This window comes from Ruegeria sp. BG7 (assembly GCF_056535685.1).
Map to the genome: position 1 here is coordinate 2159968 of NZ_JBQFIU010000001.1, position 16396 is coordinate 2176363.

Consider the following 16396-nt stretch of genomic DNA (forward strand, 5'->3'; position numbering starts at 1 on the left):
TGTTCCCGAGTTACCCCATTCAGGAGACAGAATATGTCGACCGTAGCCGTTACCGACGACACCTTTGACGCCGAAGTCAAGAACTCGACCGTTCCCGTGGTCGTGGACTTCTGGGCAGAATGGTGCGGCCCCTGCAAGCAAATCGGCCCCGCACTGGAAGAGCTGGCCGCCGAATATGGCGACAAGGTGAAAATCGCCAAGGTGGATGTGGACAGCAACCCGAACTCTGCCGCTGCGATGGGCGTACGCGGTATCCCCGCGCTGTTCATCTTCAAGGACGGTCAGGTTGTTTCCAACCGCGCAGGTGCAGCACCCAAGGCCGCACTGCAAAGCTGGATCGACGAATCCATCTGATCTGGTCCTAGCAGAACGTTTCAAAGGCGCCTCAGATCGGGGCGCCTTTTTTGTTTTATATGTCGGAGAAACCAATGGCAAAAACGCGTGTTCTTGTAGAATTCGGCATGGGTACATCCCTGCGCCGAATGGACTATACCGAGGCGTCGTTACGGGCGATCAAGGATGCGCTGTGGCACAACTCGGTCAACATGGCCGAACTGTTCGGGTTTCCTAAAGAGGCAATGATCATCGATGCCGAAATCGGGGTGCAGAAACCAGATCAGGTGGACACTGACGCGCTGAAGGCAATCTTTCCTTATGGTCAGCCGAATATCACCGTCACCAAAGGTGGGCTGGATATCGAAAAGCCACATGGGGACGGGTGCACGGTCATCGCAAACGCCGCCCTGATCATTTCCTTTGACATGGAGCCCGCGCAATGAGTGAAAAACGCATCATTCTGGAGATGGGAACGGGCAACGACCTATACGGTCAGGATTATACCAAAGCGGCGCGGCGCGCGGTGCAGGATGCGTTGCATCATTCATCAATCACACTGTTTTCCAAACTGGGTATTGATCATTCCCAAATGCGTGTCAGCGTGACCATTGGTGTCCAAAAGCCTGATCAGGTGGATTGTGATCTGGTTGCTGCCGATCTGCCGCGGGGCCGTGCCGAAGTACGCGCGGTCAAAGGCGGGCTGGACGTGATGGATAACGAGGCCGGCACTAAACACGTGGTTGCAACCGCAGCGGTCGAAGCATTTCTACCCGACTTGTCGGGGAAATACGTACAAAGCTGACAAAGAAAAAGCCGCTCGGGGTTCCGGGCGGCTGTTCCAATTCGGTAATCCAGACGAAGGATCAGATATTTGCGATGCTTTCGCGGGTCAGACCGATGTCTTCCAGCTGTGCGTCGCTGAGCTCCGACAGAAGGTTCCGTGTTTTACGTGCGTCGTTCCATTTCGCAACAGATTTGACGACGTTTGAGAACGCGTCCGCCACGTGCAGGATGGTAGCTGCTCCGAGCGGCGCATGAATGTTAGCTGTGGTTGCCATGTGCGCAGTCCTTAGATGTGAAACAGCCGACCCGTTGTCGGTTGTAAGCCTCATGTAGTCCCGCGCGCTTGGACTCACAATTGCTGGTCTGGTAACCCCGGATTGCATTTTCTGCATATCTTTTGGGCACTTTAAGAACGGGTTGCGCCAACACCTTACCCGGCCCATATATACCGCCAGCGAAAACGGAGACGATCATGGCAGATAACGACTTTCCCGGTTGGCACGGCACGACGATCATTGGCGTCAAAAAGAACGGTCAGGTTGTCATAGCCGGTGATGGTCAGGTCAGCCTTGGTCAGACCGTGATCAAGGGAACGGCCCGCAAAGTACGCCGTTTGTCGCCCGGCGGATTCGAGGTTGTGGCAGGTTTTGCCGGATCGACCGCAGATGCTTTCACACTGCTGGAACGTTTGGAAGCCAAGCTTGAGGCCACACCCGGCCAACTGGCCCGCGCTTCGGTCGAACTGGCCAAGGACTGGCGCACCGACAAATACCTACAAAAGCTTGAGGCGATGCTGATCGTCACCGACGGCAAGGATCTGCTGGTCATCACTGGGGCAGGGGACGTGCTGGAGCCTGAGCACAACGTGGCGGCCATCGGATCGGGCGGGAACTTTGCACTAGCCGCGGCCCGCGCGATGATGGACAGCGACAAAGAAGCCGAGCAGGTAGCGCGCAAAGCCATGGCGATTGCCGCCGATATTTGCGTTTATACAAACGGCAATCTGACGGTTGAAACCATTTCAGGCTAACAATGCCTTGATCTCTTTCCCTTTCCAGCGACGGTGCATTCCGATCAGGCCGAAGATCGCAGCGATGACCACGATGTAGTAAGGCACGCGGATGTCGATGCTCATCAACCCGCCGCCGATCAGGGACATAATCCCACCCGCCAGACAGAAGACCGCCGTGGTCACGCCCATGACCCAGCCTTGGTCCGTCTCACTGACGCTGGACGAGAACAGGCCCAGCATGGTTGGATATGCGACACCGAACAGGAAGTAAAAGAAGAAGACCGGCACATAGCTGAGCACACCGCTGGGGCTGAAGGCAAAGGCCAGGCCGCAAATCACCATCACGATGAGAGACGTATAGATGATCTGGTGTTTGCTGAAACGTTCTTGCGCGGGCTTGACGAGGAAAGTGCTCGAGAACGCCAGCGCAAAGCCGATCACCACCATGGCCATGCTGCCACCGATCACACCGTATCCAAATGCGCTCGTCAGAAAGTTGTCGACGAAAACATAGAAAGTGACGTTGGCGATCATGAAGAATGCGTAAACCGGCAGGATTTTCAGAACCATCGGATGCCCACGCACGGCGATCAGGCTGTCGGTGATATCACGTGGGCGGAATACAAAGGGTTCGCGCTCGGTCCGGGTGTCCTTGAAGAAGGTTGTGACCAGGAAGATGGCAATCAGAACCAGAACAAATGCGCCGTAGAACGGGGTTTTCAGGGTTGCGTAACTGCCCAACAAGGCCGCGTCGGACAGGACCGCTCCGATAATCGGGCCGCCCACCAGACCAAAGCTGACGCCAGTCACGATATAGCCCATGTTGCGGTCGCGGTCGGCCGCATCGGTGCTGCCATCAATCATCGCCGCCTGCGCGATGGGCTGATTGCCAGCCGTGAACCCGGTGATCGAGCGCCCGACGATCAGCAGCAACAGGCTATTCATGTAAAGCGCCGCGATGGTCAGCGCATAACCGATCAGTGCTCCACCCAGACAGACCAACAGCGCGTTCTTGCGCCCGATAGAATCCGAGACCTTCGAGACGTAAACGACCCCAAGAAACCAGGACAGGAAGAAACATCCAATCACGAGGCCATAATAAAAGTGGCGTCGCCCCACTGGTGTGCTGTCCGGCAGGAACCCGGACTTGGTCTCCATGATGAGCGAGTTGATGATTGGAAAGACCAGACCTTGCCCGATCAGGTCGACAAATACCACGAACAATAAGGTGATCTTGGCAATCTTGGTCATAAAAACGCCCCCGGTTCCAATACCTTGGGGCAAGTGTAACAGACAGTTGCTCTGTTACCTAAAGCGTTTCGGGTTTTGTCTGAATAATCCTGCGGCGCGAATGTCCTGAGAACGCTTGAAGAATGGCAGGGTATTCACGTCGCAAGTTAAAGCCGAAACGCTGTTAAGCCGTGTCAGAGGCCGGGGGGGTCGGCCTCTGACCTGAGTGGTTACTTCAGTGATGCAACGCCCAGCGGCACACCGGCGACTTCGCACCAGATGTACACTTCGTTGTAACCCGACACATCCATGGTCGGCGGCACGGCATAAGATTGCTTGCCGGTTAGGTGCAGCAGTGCGCCCAGTTTGCTGTCGGGGGCATATTTGCCATCCTTACCAAATGCGACACGCGGGTCGGGGCCGTTGTCCAGCGAGAAATCCTCGCCCAGTTCAACGATATAACGGTCGCCATCCTTGACCAGTTTCACCGAACCGGTGGTGATGTGGTTCGAGCGACCCTCGAACGAGCCTTTCTTTTTGGCGCCGCCGGCCAGGGCAGTGGTGGTACCGGCCAGGGTGAGCGCTGCGCCCGTGGCAGCAGCTTTCACAAAAAGCGATCGACGAGTCATCATGATTTGATATCTCCATTGATAGATGCAGGCAGGTTTGCCCGTCGCAAAAACTATGCCGTACGTGCTGCACCCATGGCGATTCACATCGGCACGAATTTCCGTGTGCACCCCGTGAGTTGGCGTGAGTTTTCCGTGATCAGCTTGTGTTTTCCCGTCTTATGATTAGGTTCCGTTTCGAAACAACCGGATTGAATACACATGACCGACCTGACCCCGCGCGAGATTGTCTCGGAACTGGACCGCTTTATTATTGGCCAGAAGGATGCCAAACGAGCGGTGGCCGTTGCCTTGCGTAATCGTTGGCGGCGCAAACAGCTGGCGGACGACATTCGGGACGAAGTCTACCCCAAGAACATTCTCATGATCGGCCCGACCGGTGTCGGCAAGACCGAGATCAGCCGACGTCTGGCCAAACTGGCCCGTGCGCCCTTTATCAAGGTCGAGGCCACAAAGTTCACCGAGGTTGGTTATGTCGGTCGAGATGTCGAGCAAATCGTTCGTGATCTGGCGGATGCAGCCATTGTCCAAACCCGCGAATACATGCGAGAGGATGTTAAGGCGCGCGCGCATCAGGCCGCCGAAGATCGCGTGATTGCCGCAATAGCAGGCGAAGACGCCCGCGAAGGCACGCGCGAGATGTTTCGCAAGAAACTGAAAGCCGGAGAACTGGATGACACGGTGATCGAGCTGGAGCTCTCCGACACTTCAAACCCGATGCCGATGTTCGACATTCCCGGTCAGCCGGGCAGTCAGATGGGCATGATGAATCTGGGTGACATTTTCGGTAAAGCGTTTGGCGGACGAACCGTTAAGAAACGCATGACGGTCGCTGAAAGCTATGACGCGCTGATCGGAGAAGAGGCCGACAAGCTGCTGGATGACGAAACCGTCAATCGGGTTGCCCTCGAGGCGGTCGAGCAAAACGGGATCGTTTTCCTTGATGAGATCGACAAGGTCTGCGCCCGTTCGGACGCGCGCGGTGGCGATGTCAGCCGCGAAGGGGTGCAGCGCGACCTGCTACCTCTGATCGAAGGCACCACCGTCAGCACCAAACACGGCCCGGTAAAAACCGACCATATCCTGTTCATCGCCTCAGGCGCGTTCCACATCGCCAAACCTTCGGACCTTCTGCCAGAACTGCAGGGCCGTCTGCCCATCCGCGTTGAACTGCGTGCGCTCACCGAAGAGGACTTCGTGCGCATTCTAACCGAAACCGACAACGCCCTGACCAGACAGTACACCGCCCTGATGGGGACCGAAGAGGTCACGGTCAGCTTTACTGAAGACGGCATTGCCGCACTGGCTAGGATTGCTGCAGACGTGAACCAGAGCGTTGAAAATATCGGCGCGCGGCGGCTTTACACGGTGATGGAGCGCGTGTTCGAAGACCTCTCATTTGCTGCACCGGACAAGGCCGGAACAGAGATCACTGTCGATGCGCAATTCGTCAGTGACAATCTTGGTGAATTGACCAAGTCCGCAGACCTGAGCCGCTACGTTTTGTAACAGGGCCAGCCGTTTTTTGCCGCTCTTTCAGACGTTCGACGCTGGACGCTGAGCGAGAATAAGATAGCGTAAGCACGATTCAACCCGAGGGCTGGCACGTGCTGCGCTATTTCATCGTCTTACTCTTGTCCCTTTCGCTGAGCGCCTGTGTTGATCGGACTGTGTCCGAAATTGTTCCATCGGCTGTGGCTGTTGGTACACCTGAAACGATTTTTGCCAGTACGACCCGAGCGCGCGAAGTCGATGGATCTTATGGATTCCGGCGTGGCGAGTCGCTCCAGTTTCTGGAAACGACTGTTTCCATTCCGCCGACACATACTCCGGGTACGCTTAAATTCTCATATGCAAACCCCAACCCGCAGAAAGAATTTGTTCTGACAGGCGTGACAGAGTTGAACGGCCCGCAAGGTCTGCGCGAACACCTGCGCGGTCAGGACGACGTTACGATTTTTGTACACGGCTATAACTCGACTCAGACCGAAACGATCTTCCGCGCCGCTCAACTGACCCATGACATCGGTCTTCCGGGATCGACGCTGGTGTATTCATGGCCTAGCCGAGCAACCGGCTATGGGTATGCCTATGACCTGGACAGCATGCTGTTCGCCCGCGACGGGCTGGAGCAGACCATCCGCGAACTCAAGGCCATGGGCGTAAAGCGCGTTATTCTGGTTGCACATTCCATGGGCGGCGCCTTGTCGATGGAAATGATGCGACAAGCTGAGCTGCAGGAACCCGGGTGGGCGAAAAGAAACCTCGAAGGTGTCGTGCTGATCTCACCGGATCTGGATCTGGATCTGTTTCGCTCGCAAATGAAACGCATCGACAATCCACCCGACCCGTTTCTTGTTATGGTATCCCAAAAGGACAAAATCCTGAATATCTCGGCTCGTCTGCGCGGCACTGATGAGGGTGAAAGGCTTGGAAACATCAGCTCGATCACCTCGCTTGAAGAATTCCCGATCAGCGTGATCGATACCACCGCTTTCAACAGCGATGCTGCGTCCTCGCATTTCGTCGCCGCAACCTCTCCGGCGCTGCTGTCGATCCTCAGCTCGTTGCGGCGCATCAACAGCACGTTCGGGCGCGAAGATCGGCAGGCCATCGATATTCTCGTGCCGCCCAGCGAACGCAATCCCGATGGCGCCACTGAAATTGTATTGACCGAAACCGGACAGGCCGAGGTGACCACACCGTGACGCAGTTTAATCTGCGTCGGTTTCTAACTGACAATGCGGCGTGGTTGGGAGCCGGAGTCCTGCTGACCTTCCTGTCCAGTTTTGGGCAGACCTTCTTTATCTCGGTCTTTGCCGGTGAAATTCGCACTGCTTACGGCCTCAGCCACGGGGCCTGGGGTGGGTTGTATTCTCTGGGCACGCTCGTAGCAGCACTGGTGATGATCTGGGCGGGCGGGCTGACAGATGTTTTCCGCGTCCGAATGTTGGGACCTGTGGTTCTGGCCGGGTTGGCGTTGGCGGCACTGGCCATGTCGCTGAACAGCTGGGTATTGCTGCTGCCCGCGGTGATCTTTCTTTTGCGCCTGTTTGGGCAAGGCATGAGCACCCATCTTGCGATGGTTGCAATGGCCCGTTGGTTCACCGCAACACGGGGCAAGGCCTTGTCCATTGCTTCGGTCGGGTACGCGATCGGAGAGGCGCTGCTGCCGCTGGCATTTGTCACCGCCATGGTGTTTCTGGACTGGCGGTGGCTGTGGGGGCTTGCAGCCATTATCGTTTTGCTGGGTATTCCAATTCTGATGCGCCTTCTCAGGGAAGAACGCACCCCGCAAAGCCTTGCCAGCGAATATTCAGCCACCGGTATGCAAGGCCGTCACTGGACACGACGTGATGCGCTGAAACACCCGTTGTTCTGGTTTATGGCGCCCGCCGTCCTTGGGCCGTCGGCTTTTGTCACGGCCTTCTTTTTTCATCAGGTCCATTTGGCTGAAGTGAAAGGATGGGCTCATATCCAATTGGTCGCCTTGTTTCCCGTTTATACCGGGGTATCGCTGCTTTCGATGTTTGCGGCCGGCTGGGCGTTGGACAAATGGGGCACAGCACGGATGATACCCTATTACCAGCTGCCGATTGCGCTGGGTTTTGTGACTCTTGCCCTGACGACCTCGATTGCCGGGGCGACGCTTGGGCTGGTTCTTCTGGCGCTCACCGCCGGGGCAAACAGCACGTTGCCCAGCGCCTTCTGGGCCGAGTTCTACGGCACCCGACACATCGGTGCGATCAAAGCGATGGCAACAGCGGTCATGGTTCTGGGTTCGGCGATCGGTCCGGGTCTGACCGGAGTGCTGATCGATTGGGGCGTTTCGTTGGATACTCAGTTCCTGTGGACCGGAGGATTTTTTGTTCTGGTCTGCACGCTGGTCCGTGTTGGTGTAACCCGTGCGGCACGATCCCTTTAGCGAAGACGCCGCAAGTAAACGTAATAAGCTCCATCCCCACCATGGCTTATGTGGGCGGGCGTAACCTGCATCACCGCCTGCGCCAGTGGCGGAATGGTCAGCCAATGCGGCACCTGATTTCGGAGTACTCCGCGTGGGGTCGGAATCGGGCCCGGTTCGTCCCGATCCTTTCCTTTGCCGGTCACAACCAAAACCAACCGTTTGCCTTGTGCCTGCGCTGTCAGGACAAAACGGATCAGCGCGGGATGCGCCGTGTCGACCCGCATGCCGTGCAAGTCCAGTTTGCTTTCCGGTTTGAGCTTACCGCGCTTCATTCGGCCAAAAGCTTTGTTGTCCATCTGAACCGGCGTTCTGCGCAGCGCATCTGTGACCGATGGCTTCAAATCATTTGGCTTAGGTTTTGTCTGATGAGTCTCACCAATTTCAAACGCTTCGAACCGAGGTCTCGGCGTTTTTTTCGGCTTGGGTTTCGGCAATGAGGTCGGATGCACCGTCTGTGGAATTTCCGGATGCATCCGTTCGGCTTGTTTGGCGACCTTGCGCCAAAGCTCGATCTCTTCAGTCGTCAGTTTGCGCCGGGTCATCAGAATTCGTCCGGCAGCAGGGCATAGGCCCGCTGAATCGGCAACAAAACGACCATCCGACCCGGATCTTTTAACCTGCCCGCAGCTTGCCCGGCTTCGTCACCCGTTCCGAAAAAGATGTCTGCCCGCTGGGCACCCTTGATGGCGGCCCCAGTGTCCTGCGCGATCATCAGGCGACGCATCGGGTTTTTGCCGTCCTTCTCAACCCAGACCGGCGCCCCCAATGGCGTATAGGCCGGATCCGCCGCAATGCTGCGCATCGTTGTAATCGATCGGTTCATGGCCCCCAATGGCCCAAGTTCGGGCGCAACGCGCGAGACTTCACGAAAGAAAACATAGGAAGGATTGTGGAACAGCAGCTCGGCACCGGCCTCAGGGTTCTTGCGCACCCACGCCCGGATCATCTGAGCACTGACCTCATGCGCGCCTAAAATCCCGCGCCGAACCAGTTCGACACCGATGGATCTGTACGGATGACCGTTTGCGCCCCCGTATCCCACACGCAAGGCACCACCATCGGGCAGCCGCACACGTCCCGAACCCTGAATTTGCAGGAAAAACAGCTCGACCGGGTCATCGACCCAAGCAATTTCAAGCCCGCGACCCTGCATCACATCACCAGTCAGGATTTCCCGACGGCTGAGCCATGGCCCATCTCGCGCTTCGGGGGGCATCTTGTAAATGGGGTACTTGAAACGATCAGTCCGGCTGCGCGCACCATCAAGTTCGGGTTCAAAATACCCCGTGAACAAGGCGTCTTTGCCATCCTCGACCAACACGGGGCGAAAAAAGAGTTCAAAAAACGCTCGCGCAGCATCCGCTTCATATGTCCCGGCAACTCCGCATAATGCACGCCAGTCCGGGTCCTTCAGATCGCCACAAGTATTCAGAAAAACGGAAAGGGCCGCGCCGTGGTCATCTTCGGCCCAGCCCTGAAGATCGTCAAACGACAGAATGGATCGCGTTGCCTCGGCTCCGGCAGCGCTGGCGGCGGTCATTGCACCCACCAGAAAAAGCGACCGGAGCGTGGCAATCATGCGTCCGTGGCAACAAGCAGCCAGTTCGGATCGTCCTTGCCCATCACACGGGCAAAGGTCCAGCTGTCCTTTTGGCGTTTCACTGTGTTGGGGTTGCCCTCGACAATATCACCGCCGCGATCCCGCACGACCGAGGTCAGTTCACCCACGAATTTCATGGTGATCTCGGCCTCATTGGTGTCTTTGTCGAACTTAACATCCGACAGGGTAGTTTCCCGTACACCGATAAATTCAGCTTCGATGGTCAGGCCCTGATCTTCGCGGGCAGCGACGACCGAGACGAATGTTTCAAATACCTCTTCCGATAGGAACGGCTGGATTTCGTCCAGGTTGCCTTTTTCGAACCCCATCACAATCATCTCATAGGCACCGCGTGCACCCTGAACAAATTCATTGACAGAAAAGGCGGGCTCAACCCGTTTCATCGCGGCCAGGGTTTGCGCCTGTTCGCTGTCTTCGGCGACATGGTCAGTGATGTCATGATCCGGGCCGCCTTCGATCACCTCGAAATCGCGACGCGATTTATGCGCTTCAGGCTGTTGCTGCAAAGGTGGTTTCTCAAAACCTTCACGCGTACCCAATACGCTTTTGAGGCGCAGGATCAGGAAAACGGCAATTCCGGCCAGGACCAGTAGCTGGATCATGGGTTCGTTCATTTCATCCTCTTTTCAGAACCGCGACTTTGTATACGCGGCCTCATGCCACTATGTAGGTGAGCGTGGGTGGCAAGTCCACAGCCCGGCCTAAGGGAAAGGATAGCGCAAATGTATCTGTTCTTGGCATTTTTATTGGTGCCCATCATTGAGATCGCTCTGTTTATTCAGGTAGGTGGTCTGATTGGACTTTGGCCAACTCTTGCCATCGTTGTGCTGACCGCCGTTCTGGGCACGGTTCTGGTGCGGACACAAGGTCGCATGGCATTGATAAATTTGCAGCGATCGTTCGCTGAACTGGATGACCCAACCGAACCTTTGGCCCACGGTGCTATGATCCTTTTGTCCGGCGCATTGCTGCTGACACCGGGATTTTTCACCGATGCCATAGGATTTGCCTTGCTGGTACCGGGCGTTCGTGTCGCTGTTTTCCGCTACCTGAAGTCGAAAGTCACCGTGGCACAGTTTCAGATGGGACCGGGCACAGGGTTTCAACCGAGACAAAACCCTTTCGAGCAGGGGGACATCATTGACGGTGAATTCAGCGAAGTTCGCCCGAAAAAAGACCCTTCAAAGCCGTCGAAATGGGTGGAAGGGCCCCACCAGCATTGAGGTGCCGCGCCCAACTTGCTAAGCAGTGGCGAAGTTTAATTTTGGAGTAGATCCATGGCCGAAGAAAACGCTGCAGAAAACACTGCGGCCCAAGCCGCCCCGCAGGTTCAAATGCGGGTTCTGGGGCAGTTCATCCGCGATATGTCCTTTGAAAACGTGATGGCGCAAAAGGGTGTGTCAGGCGACGTGCAGCCGGAAATCGCGGTTCAGGTGAACCTGGACGCGAAAAAGCGCAGCGCTGAACATCAGTTTGAAGTGTCCATTAAGCTGAACCTGACATCCAAAGCCAAAGGCATGGATGATGTGCTGTTCCTGTGCGAACTGGACTATTGCGGGCTGTTCCACGTGGAAGGCGTGCCAGAAGATCAGATGCACCCGTTCCTGATGATCGAATGCCCGCGGATGCTGTTCCCGTTCCTGCGCCGCATTGTCAGCGACATCACCCGTGATGGCGGCTTCCCACCGGTGAACCTGGACAATATCGATTTCGTGGCGCTGTATCGCAACGAATTGATGCGTCGTCAGGCCGCTCAGACCGAAAAGACCGACGCCTAAGGCTTTGACCCGCGCCTGACCGGATCAGGCGCGGGTCCACAGAGCGCTTTCGCCCAACTTCTCTACAAACGCTTCGTGTGCTGCGCGTTCATCTTCGGTGATCCGGGATGGCAATGCTGCGCTACGCGGTGTTGGTCGCCAGTCTTCGCCTCCACCGGATGCAGATGATGCGGACGTGGACAGGCCAAAATCAGGCTGCCGCCCTCCGATCAGCTCAAGATAAACCTCGGCCAGTATTTCAGAGTCGAGCAAAGCGCCGTGCAGAACACGGTTCGAGTTGTCGATGTTGAAACGTCGGCAGAGCGCATCTAGGGAAGCCGGAGAACCGGGAAACCGTTTGCGGGCGATTGCCAGCGTATCCAGCGCTTGTTCCATCGGGATCAACGGCGCGCCCATCCACTTCAGTTCAGCGTTCAGGAACTTCATGTCGAACGATGCGTTGTGGATCACCAACCGCGCATCCCCAACAAATTCACGAAACCCGTGACCCACCTTGGCAAACACCGGTTTGTCTTTCAGCGTTACCTCACCCTTTTCCGGTGGACGCGGGTTTTCCAACAGGTCTGGGCCGATGCCATGGACGCCAAACGCCTCATCCGGCATACCGCGTTCAGGGTTGATATAGACGTGATAGGTTTCACCCGTCGCGACGTGGTTCCACAGCTCAACGGCACCAATCTCAACAATCCGGTCCCCGCTTTCGGGATCGAATCCGGTGGTTTCGGTATCGAGTACGATCTCACGCATCTTTCATCCCCGCCCGTATCTGCCTGACCACATCCTGCACCTGCTGACGGGCATGGTCCAGCGTGTCTGTTACGATTACAAAATCGGACCGCGCGCATTTCTCATCATTCGACATCTGCTTGGCGCGGATCTGTTCGAACTGCGCCTCGGACATGGTTCCCCGTTCCATAACGCGGCGCTTTTGTTCGTCAGCCGGGATCGAAACGCAGGCGACGGCGTCCATGGCTGCATCTCCGCCTGTTTCGAAAAGAAGAGGTATGTCGAACACCGATATGTCGCTCGTTGTGTTTTCACGAAATACCGCGCGATCTTTCGCAACCAGAGGATGCACAATCGCTTCGATTGCTTTCAACGCTTCGGGATCGGCAGCAATGATCTGCTTTAACGCGTCTCGGCTTACAGCTCCGTCGACAATCGCACCAGCGAAGGCTGCTCGCATTGGTTCAACCGCAGCACCTCCGGACGCGTACAACCGGTGCACTGCCGCGTCAGCATCCCACAAAGCACAGCCTTCTTCGACAAACATCTGTGCTGTGGTGCTTTTCCCCATGCCGATAGAACCGGTCAGGCCAAGGGCAAAACTCATGCCAAAGCCGCCGCGCGCGTCTCTGCATCCACTTCGGGACGCACGCCAAACCACCGCTCAAACCCCGGAACCGCCTGATGCAACAACATGCCCAAACCATCAACCGTCGTGCATCCTGCTTCTTCCGCGGTTTTCAGAAGGTTTGTCTTTAACGGGGCATAGACCAGATCCGTGACCACGGCGCCGGGCTGCAACCCATCCAGAGGAACCCGCAATTCCGGCTGGCCCTGCATCCCCAATGAGGTCGTGTTGACCACCAGTTCCGCATTTTCGATGACGTTTCCGGCCTGAACCCAATCAACAACGCGGATTCGTTGGCCAAATTCCTCTTTCAGATGATCGGCACGGGCACGCGTTCGATTGGTCAACAGGATTTCCGGCACACCTGCATCGGACAAGGCTTGCAGAACAGCGCGCGCCGCCCCGCCGGCCCCAAACACTACGGCCGGGCCGTCTTTGGCATTCCAGTCGGGGGCACCGCTGCGCAGGTTTTCCATGAAACCATACCCATCAGTGTTATCTGCATGGATCGAGCCATCTTCGCGGAACACCAGTGTATTCGCAGCGCCGATCACCGTTGCGCGGTCGGATACGTGATCCGCGATCTTCAACGCTGCTTCCTTGTGAGGAACAGTCACATTGGCCCCGACAAAACCTGCTTTGGGCAGCGTACGTAGCACGGTTTCCAGATCGGCAGGTGCAACATCCATGGGAATGTAATGCCCGGCAAGGCCATACGTCTTCAGCCAATGGCCATGCAGTTTGGGGGAACGCGAATGCCCAATGGGATGTCCGATCACCCCGGCCAGTGGAACCCGGTAGTCCGTCATTGATCGATCACCCCTTTGACAGCCAGAAAATTGAGAAGCTCCAACAAGGGCATACCCAAAACGTTAAAATAGTCGCCGTCAATGGTGGCGAACAGCCGGACACCTTCTTCTTCCAGCTTATATGCTCCAACGGCATGGCGGATACTGTCCCAGTTCCGTGAAACATAATCCTTCAAATAGGCATCAGAGCTGGCCCGCATCCGCAACCGTACCTGTCCTATATGCCGCCAAATCGGTTCGCCGTCCTGATAGATCACGGCCGCAGACAAAAGCATGTGCCGTTTGCCGCGCATCTCTTTTAGCTGAGCGACTGCCTGTTCCGGGGTTTCAGGTTTTGATAGCAGCTGACCGTCAAAATCCAGAACCTGATCACACCCCAGCACCATAGCGCCAGGGTTTTTGTCACTGACCTTGCGCGCTTTCATTTCAGCAAGCGTGTCGGCAATATCCCGTGGTGACGCGTTTTCAGCCAGCAAGGCGCGCTTGGCTGTGTCTTCATCCACGCGCGCGGTTTGAACGGTGAATGGTACACCTGCATTCTCAAGCAGCTGCGCCCGTATCGCAGATCCCGATGCCAGAAGAATGGGGACAGACATGTGGAAAACCCCGTGTGCAAGTCGATGAGAGTTCTGGGGTGCTTTGTATGGTTTTCCGGTTGACACGCAACCCCGGGAAAATCGTGTCAAAGATCCCCGAGTCGCTCAAATCCCATCCAGCCGGGACAAGGATAAGTCTGATCACCGGGATAACTGAACCATCCCATGATAACCAAAGATTTACCCCCAGATCATCCGCCTCTTGTTTTAGGCTAATACATTGTTTTTAAATCTAAAAAATATAACTTCAACAGAATCATCAGAAAGTGAGATTGTTTTGCCCACCTTGGGGAAAACACATGGATAAAACAGTAATCCACGGTTTTTGAACGCCCTACAAAACCATCTTCCTTTTTCTTTTCTTATTTTTTTATTAGGGAGAGTTCCGAACAACACTCGGAGCCAAAATGACTGATCTTCTTTTCACGCTGTACCCGTGGGTGAAGTCACTTCATATCATGGCCGTAATCTCGTGGATGGCAGGTCTGTTCTATCTACCACGCTTGTTCGTCTATCACGTTGAGAAAGTTCAGGCTGTCGACGGGGCACAAGAAATTTTCTTTGAAATGGAAGAAAAGCTGCTGCGTGTCATTATGCGCCCTGCGATGATCGTGGCGTGGGTGTGTGGCCTGATCATGGTGTTTACGCCGGGTATTGTTGGATGGGATTGGTCCTGGCCTTGGGTCAAAGGTGCAGCCGTGATCGGCATGACCTGGTTCCATCACTGGCTGATGGCCCGGCGCAAGGATTTCCTGGAAGGCCAAAATAAGCTCACTGGGCGGCAGTATCGCATGATGAACGAGGTTCCGACCGTTTTGATGGTTATCATCGTTCTGGCGGTCATTCTGAAGTTCTGAAGGCACGTTTGACTCCGAAAGCTGTCGCGCTTATGTAAGGATCAACACGCCCGTCCGGGCGGCGTATCTTCCGTACTGAAATTCCACTTCGTGCCGCGCTGATCGCGGTGAAGGTATATATCATGACAACTGACGCCCTGAATCTGGCCGACCTGAAAGCCAAAAGCCCCAAAGACCTTCTGGCGATGGCCGAAGAGCTGGAGATCGAAAACGCCTCGACCATGCGGAAAGGTGAGATGATGTTCCAGATTCTGCGCGAACGCGCAGATGAGGGCTGGACCGTTGGCGGTGACGGCGTGCTGGAAGTCCTGCAAGACGGCTTCGGCTTCCTACGCTCGCCCGAGGCGAACTATCTGCCTGGTCCCGACGATATCTATGTCTCGCCCGATATGATCCGTCAGCACTCGCTGCGCACCGGCGACACGGTCGAAGGTGAGATTAAAGCGCCCGACGATAACGAGCGTTACTTTGCGCTGACCAAGGTCACCAAGATCAACTTTGAAGATCCTGAAAAGGCCAAGCACAAGATCCTGTTCGACAACCTGACGCCTCTGTACCCGGATGAACGTCTGAAGATGGAGATCGAAGATCCGACCATCAAGGACAAGTCGGCGCGTGTGATCGACCTTGTGTCACCCATCGGTAAAGGCCAGCGCTCGCTGATCGTGGCGCCTCCGCGGACCGGTAAGACGGTGATCCTGCAAAACATCGCGCACTCGATCGAACAGAACCATCCAGAGTGTTACCTGATCGTCCTTCTGATCGACGAACGCCCGGAAGAGGTGACGGACATGCAGCGTTCGGTGAAGGGTGAGGTTGTGTCCTCGACCTTTGACGAACCGGCAACGCGCCACGTGGCCGTATCCGAAATGGTGATCGAAAAAGCCAAGCGTTTGGTTGAACATAAACGAGATGTTGTTATTCTTCTCGATTCAATCACAAGACTTGGTAGAGCGTTTAACACCGTGGTGCCATCCTCAGGTAAGGTTCTCACCGGTGGTGTGGACGCCAACGCTCTGCAACGGCCCAAGCGGTTCTTTGGTGCGGCACGGAATATCGAAGAGGGTGGTTCGCTGACCATCATCGCCACCGCGCTGATCGACACCGGCAGCCGGATGGACGAGGTGATCTTTGAAGAATTCAAAGGCACCGGTAACTCGGAAATCGTTCTGGATCGTAAAATCGCAGACAAACGCGTGTTCCCGGCTATCGACATCCTCAAGTCCGGTACCCGGAAAGAGGACCTGCTGGTCGACAAGGGCGATCTGGCCAAGACCTTCGTTCTGCGCCGTATCCTCAACCCGATGGGTACCACCGACGCAATCGAGTTCCTGCTGTCGAAGTTGAAACAGACCAAGACAAACGGCGAGTTCTTCGATTCGATGAACACCTGACACAGGTCTTAGACCCAAGCGAGGCCTTCG

General features: G+C 56.0%; 21 protein-coding genes. 11 read left to right on the top strand and 10 right to left on the bottom strand.

The features are described 5' to 3' along the window. The first annotated feature begins 33 nt into the window (after positions 1-33). The 3 genes from trxA (at position 34) to ACR3EH_RS10700 (ending at position 1138) form a co-directional block, all read left to right on the top strand. Complete coding sequence (trxA, locus tag ACR3EH_RS10690; protein WP_152459632.1) at positions 34-354, top strand: thioredoxin; 321 nt, start codon at positions 34-36, stop codon at positions 352-354. 74 nt (positions 355-428) lie between these two features. After that, positions 429-779, top strand: a complete 351-nt coding sequence (locus ACR3EH_RS10695; RefSeq protein ID WP_171675784.1) for a Lin0512 family protein — start codon at positions 429-431, stop codon at positions 777-779. Further along, positions 776-1138, top strand: a complete 363-nt coding sequence (locus ACR3EH_RS10700; RefSeq protein WP_171184710.1) for a Lin0512 family protein — start codon at positions 776-778, stop codon at positions 1136-1138. The genes ACR3EH_RS10695 and ACR3EH_RS10700 overlap by 4 nt, the downstream gene beginning before the upstream one ends. 61 nt (positions 1139-1199) lie before the next feature. Here the strand turns inward: ACR3EH_RS10700 and ACR3EH_RS10705 are convergent, their stop codons facing one another. Beyond that, on the bottom strand, positions 1200-1394 hold the full coding sequence (locus ACR3EH_RS10705; protein ID WP_171092756.1) for a DUF1127 domain-containing protein: 195 nt from the start codon (positions 1392-1394) through the stop codon (positions 1200-1202). A gap of 197 nt (positions 1395-1591) precedes the next feature. Between ACR3EH_RS10705 and hslV the strand changes: the two genes are divergently transcribed. Further along, positions 1592-2149, top strand: coding sequence for an ATP-dependent protease subunit HslV (hslV, locus tag ACR3EH_RS10710; protein ID WP_171184709.1), 558 nt, complete (start codon positions 1592-1594; stop codon positions 2147-2149). On the opposite strand, the gene ACR3EH_RS10715 is transcribed toward hslV, so the two are convergent. Both ACR3EH_RS10715 and ACR3EH_RS10720 read right to left on the bottom strand, forming a co-directional pair. Further along, positions 2141-3382: an MFS transporter gene (locus ACR3EH_RS10715; protein ID WP_171184707.1), complete on the bottom strand. Its 1242-nt coding sequence runs from the start codon at positions 3380-3382 to the stop codon at positions 2141-2143. The two genes, hslV and ACR3EH_RS10715, sit on opposite strands and share 9 nt — an antisense overlap. Positions 3383-3591: 209 nt before the next feature. Next, positions 3592-3993, bottom strand: coding sequence for a DM13 domain-containing protein (locus ACR3EH_RS10720; RefSeq protein WP_171092762.1), 402 nt, complete (start codon positions 3991-3993; stop codon positions 3592-3594). Positions 3994-4191: 198 nt separating this feature from the next. Here ACR3EH_RS10720 and hslU point away from each other — a divergent pair, with 198 nt between their 5' ends. The 3 genes from hslU to ACR3EH_RS10735 all read left to right on the top strand — a co-directional run bounded on the left by hslU (position 4192) and on the right by ACR3EH_RS10735 (position 7915). Beyond that, positions 4192-5499, top strand: coding sequence for an ATP-dependent protease ATPase subunit HslU (gene hslU / locus ACR3EH_RS10725; protein ID WP_171184706.1), 1308 nt, complete (start codon positions 4192-4194; stop codon positions 5497-5499). A 98-nt stretch (positions 5500-5597) separates the two neighbouring features. Then, entirely contained in the window at positions 5598-6698 is a 1101-nt protein-coding gene (locus ACR3EH_RS10730) for an alpha/beta hydrolase (RefSeq protein WP_171184703.1), read from the top strand. Continuing rightward, positions 6695-7915, top strand: a complete 1221-nt coding sequence (locus tag ACR3EH_RS10735; protein ID WP_171184701.1) for an MFS transporter — start codon at positions 6695-6697, stop codon at positions 7913-7915. The genes ACR3EH_RS10730 and ACR3EH_RS10735 overlap by 4 nt, the downstream gene beginning before the upstream one ends. Here the strand turns inward: ACR3EH_RS10735 and ACR3EH_RS10740 are convergent. Genes ACR3EH_RS10740 through ACR3EH_RS10750 form a run of 3 tightly spaced genes read right to left on the bottom strand, consistent with a single transcriptional unit; the run spans position 7912 to position 10192 of the window. Further along, positions 7912-8499, bottom strand: a complete 588-nt coding sequence (locus ACR3EH_RS10740) for a Smr/MutS family protein (protein WP_171092771.1) — start codon at positions 8497-8499, stop codon at positions 7912-7914. The two genes, ACR3EH_RS10735 and ACR3EH_RS10740, sit on opposite strands and share 4 nt — an antisense overlap. Continuing rightward, positions 8499-9536 carry a murein transglycosylase A gene (gene mltA / locus ACR3EH_RS10745; RefSeq protein ID WP_171648164.1) on the bottom strand — a complete coding sequence of 346 codons (1038 nt, stop codon included), beginning with the start codon at positions 9534-9536 and terminating at the stop codon, positions 8499-8501. Before mltA ends, ACR3EH_RS10740 begins: the two co-directional genes overlap by 1 nt. Next, positions 9533-10192 (bottom strand): Tim44/TimA family putative adaptor protein, encoded by a 660-nt coding sequence (locus tag ACR3EH_RS10750; RefSeq protein WP_171092775.1) that lies wholly within the window; start codon positions 10190-10192, stop codon positions 9533-9535. Before ACR3EH_RS10750 ends, mltA begins: the two co-directional genes overlap by 4 nt. Positions 10193-10300: 108 nt before the next feature. On the opposite strand from ACR3EH_RS10750, the gene ACR3EH_RS10755 reads away from it, so the two are divergent. Both ACR3EH_RS10755 and secB read left to right on the top strand, forming a co-directional pair. After that, positions 10301-10801, top strand: a complete 501-nt coding sequence (locus ACR3EH_RS10755) for an FxsA family protein (RefSeq protein ID WP_171184697.1) — start codon at positions 10301-10303, stop codon at positions 10799-10801. 54 nt (positions 10802-10855) lie between these two features. Further along, positions 10856-11356 (top strand): protein-export chaperone SecB, encoded by a 501-nt coding sequence (gene secB / locus ACR3EH_RS10760; protein ID WP_171184696.1) that lies wholly within the window; start codon positions 10856-10858, stop codon positions 11354-11356. Positions 11357-11380: 24 nt separating this feature from the next. On the opposite strand, the gene dnaQ is transcribed toward secB, so the two are convergent. Genes dnaQ through ACR3EH_RS10780 form a run of 4 tightly spaced genes read right to left on the bottom strand, consistent with a single transcriptional unit; the run spans position 11381 to position 14115 of the window. Beyond that, positions 11381-12103, bottom strand: a complete 723-nt coding sequence (gene dnaQ / locus ACR3EH_RS10765; protein WP_171184694.1) for a DNA polymerase III subunit epsilon — start codon at positions 12101-12103, stop codon at positions 11381-11383. Next, complete coding sequence (gene coaE, locus ACR3EH_RS10770) at positions 12096-12689, bottom strand: dephospho-CoA kinase (RefSeq protein WP_171184693.1); 594 nt, start codon at positions 12687-12689, stop codon at positions 12096-12098. The genes dnaQ and coaE overlap by 8 nt, the downstream gene beginning before the upstream one ends. Beyond that, positions 12686-13519, bottom strand: a complete 834-nt coding sequence (locus ACR3EH_RS10775) for a shikimate dehydrogenase (RefSeq protein WP_171184691.1) — start codon at positions 13517-13519, stop codon at positions 12686-12688. Before ACR3EH_RS10775 ends, coaE begins: the two co-directional genes overlap by 4 nt. Beyond that, positions 13516-14115 (bottom strand): Maf family protein, encoded by a 600-nt coding sequence (locus ACR3EH_RS10780; protein ID WP_171184689.1) that lies wholly within the window; start codon positions 14113-14115, stop codon positions 13516-13518. The genes ACR3EH_RS10775 and ACR3EH_RS10780 overlap by 4 nt, the downstream gene beginning before the upstream one ends. Positions 14116-14522: 407 nt before the next feature. Here ACR3EH_RS10780 and ACR3EH_RS10785 point away from each other — a divergent pair, with 407 nt between their 5' ends. Continuing rightward, entirely contained in the window at positions 14523-14972 is a 450-nt protein-coding gene (locus ACR3EH_RS10785; RefSeq protein WP_171184687.1) for a CopD family protein, read from the top strand. 122 nt (positions 14973-15094) lie between these two features. Further along, positions 15095-16366, top strand: a complete 1272-nt coding sequence (rho, locus tag ACR3EH_RS10790; RefSeq protein ID WP_171092791.1) for a transcription termination factor Rho — start codon at positions 15095-15097, stop codon at positions 16364-16366. The last annotated feature ends 30 nt before the right edge of the window (positions 16367-16396 follow it).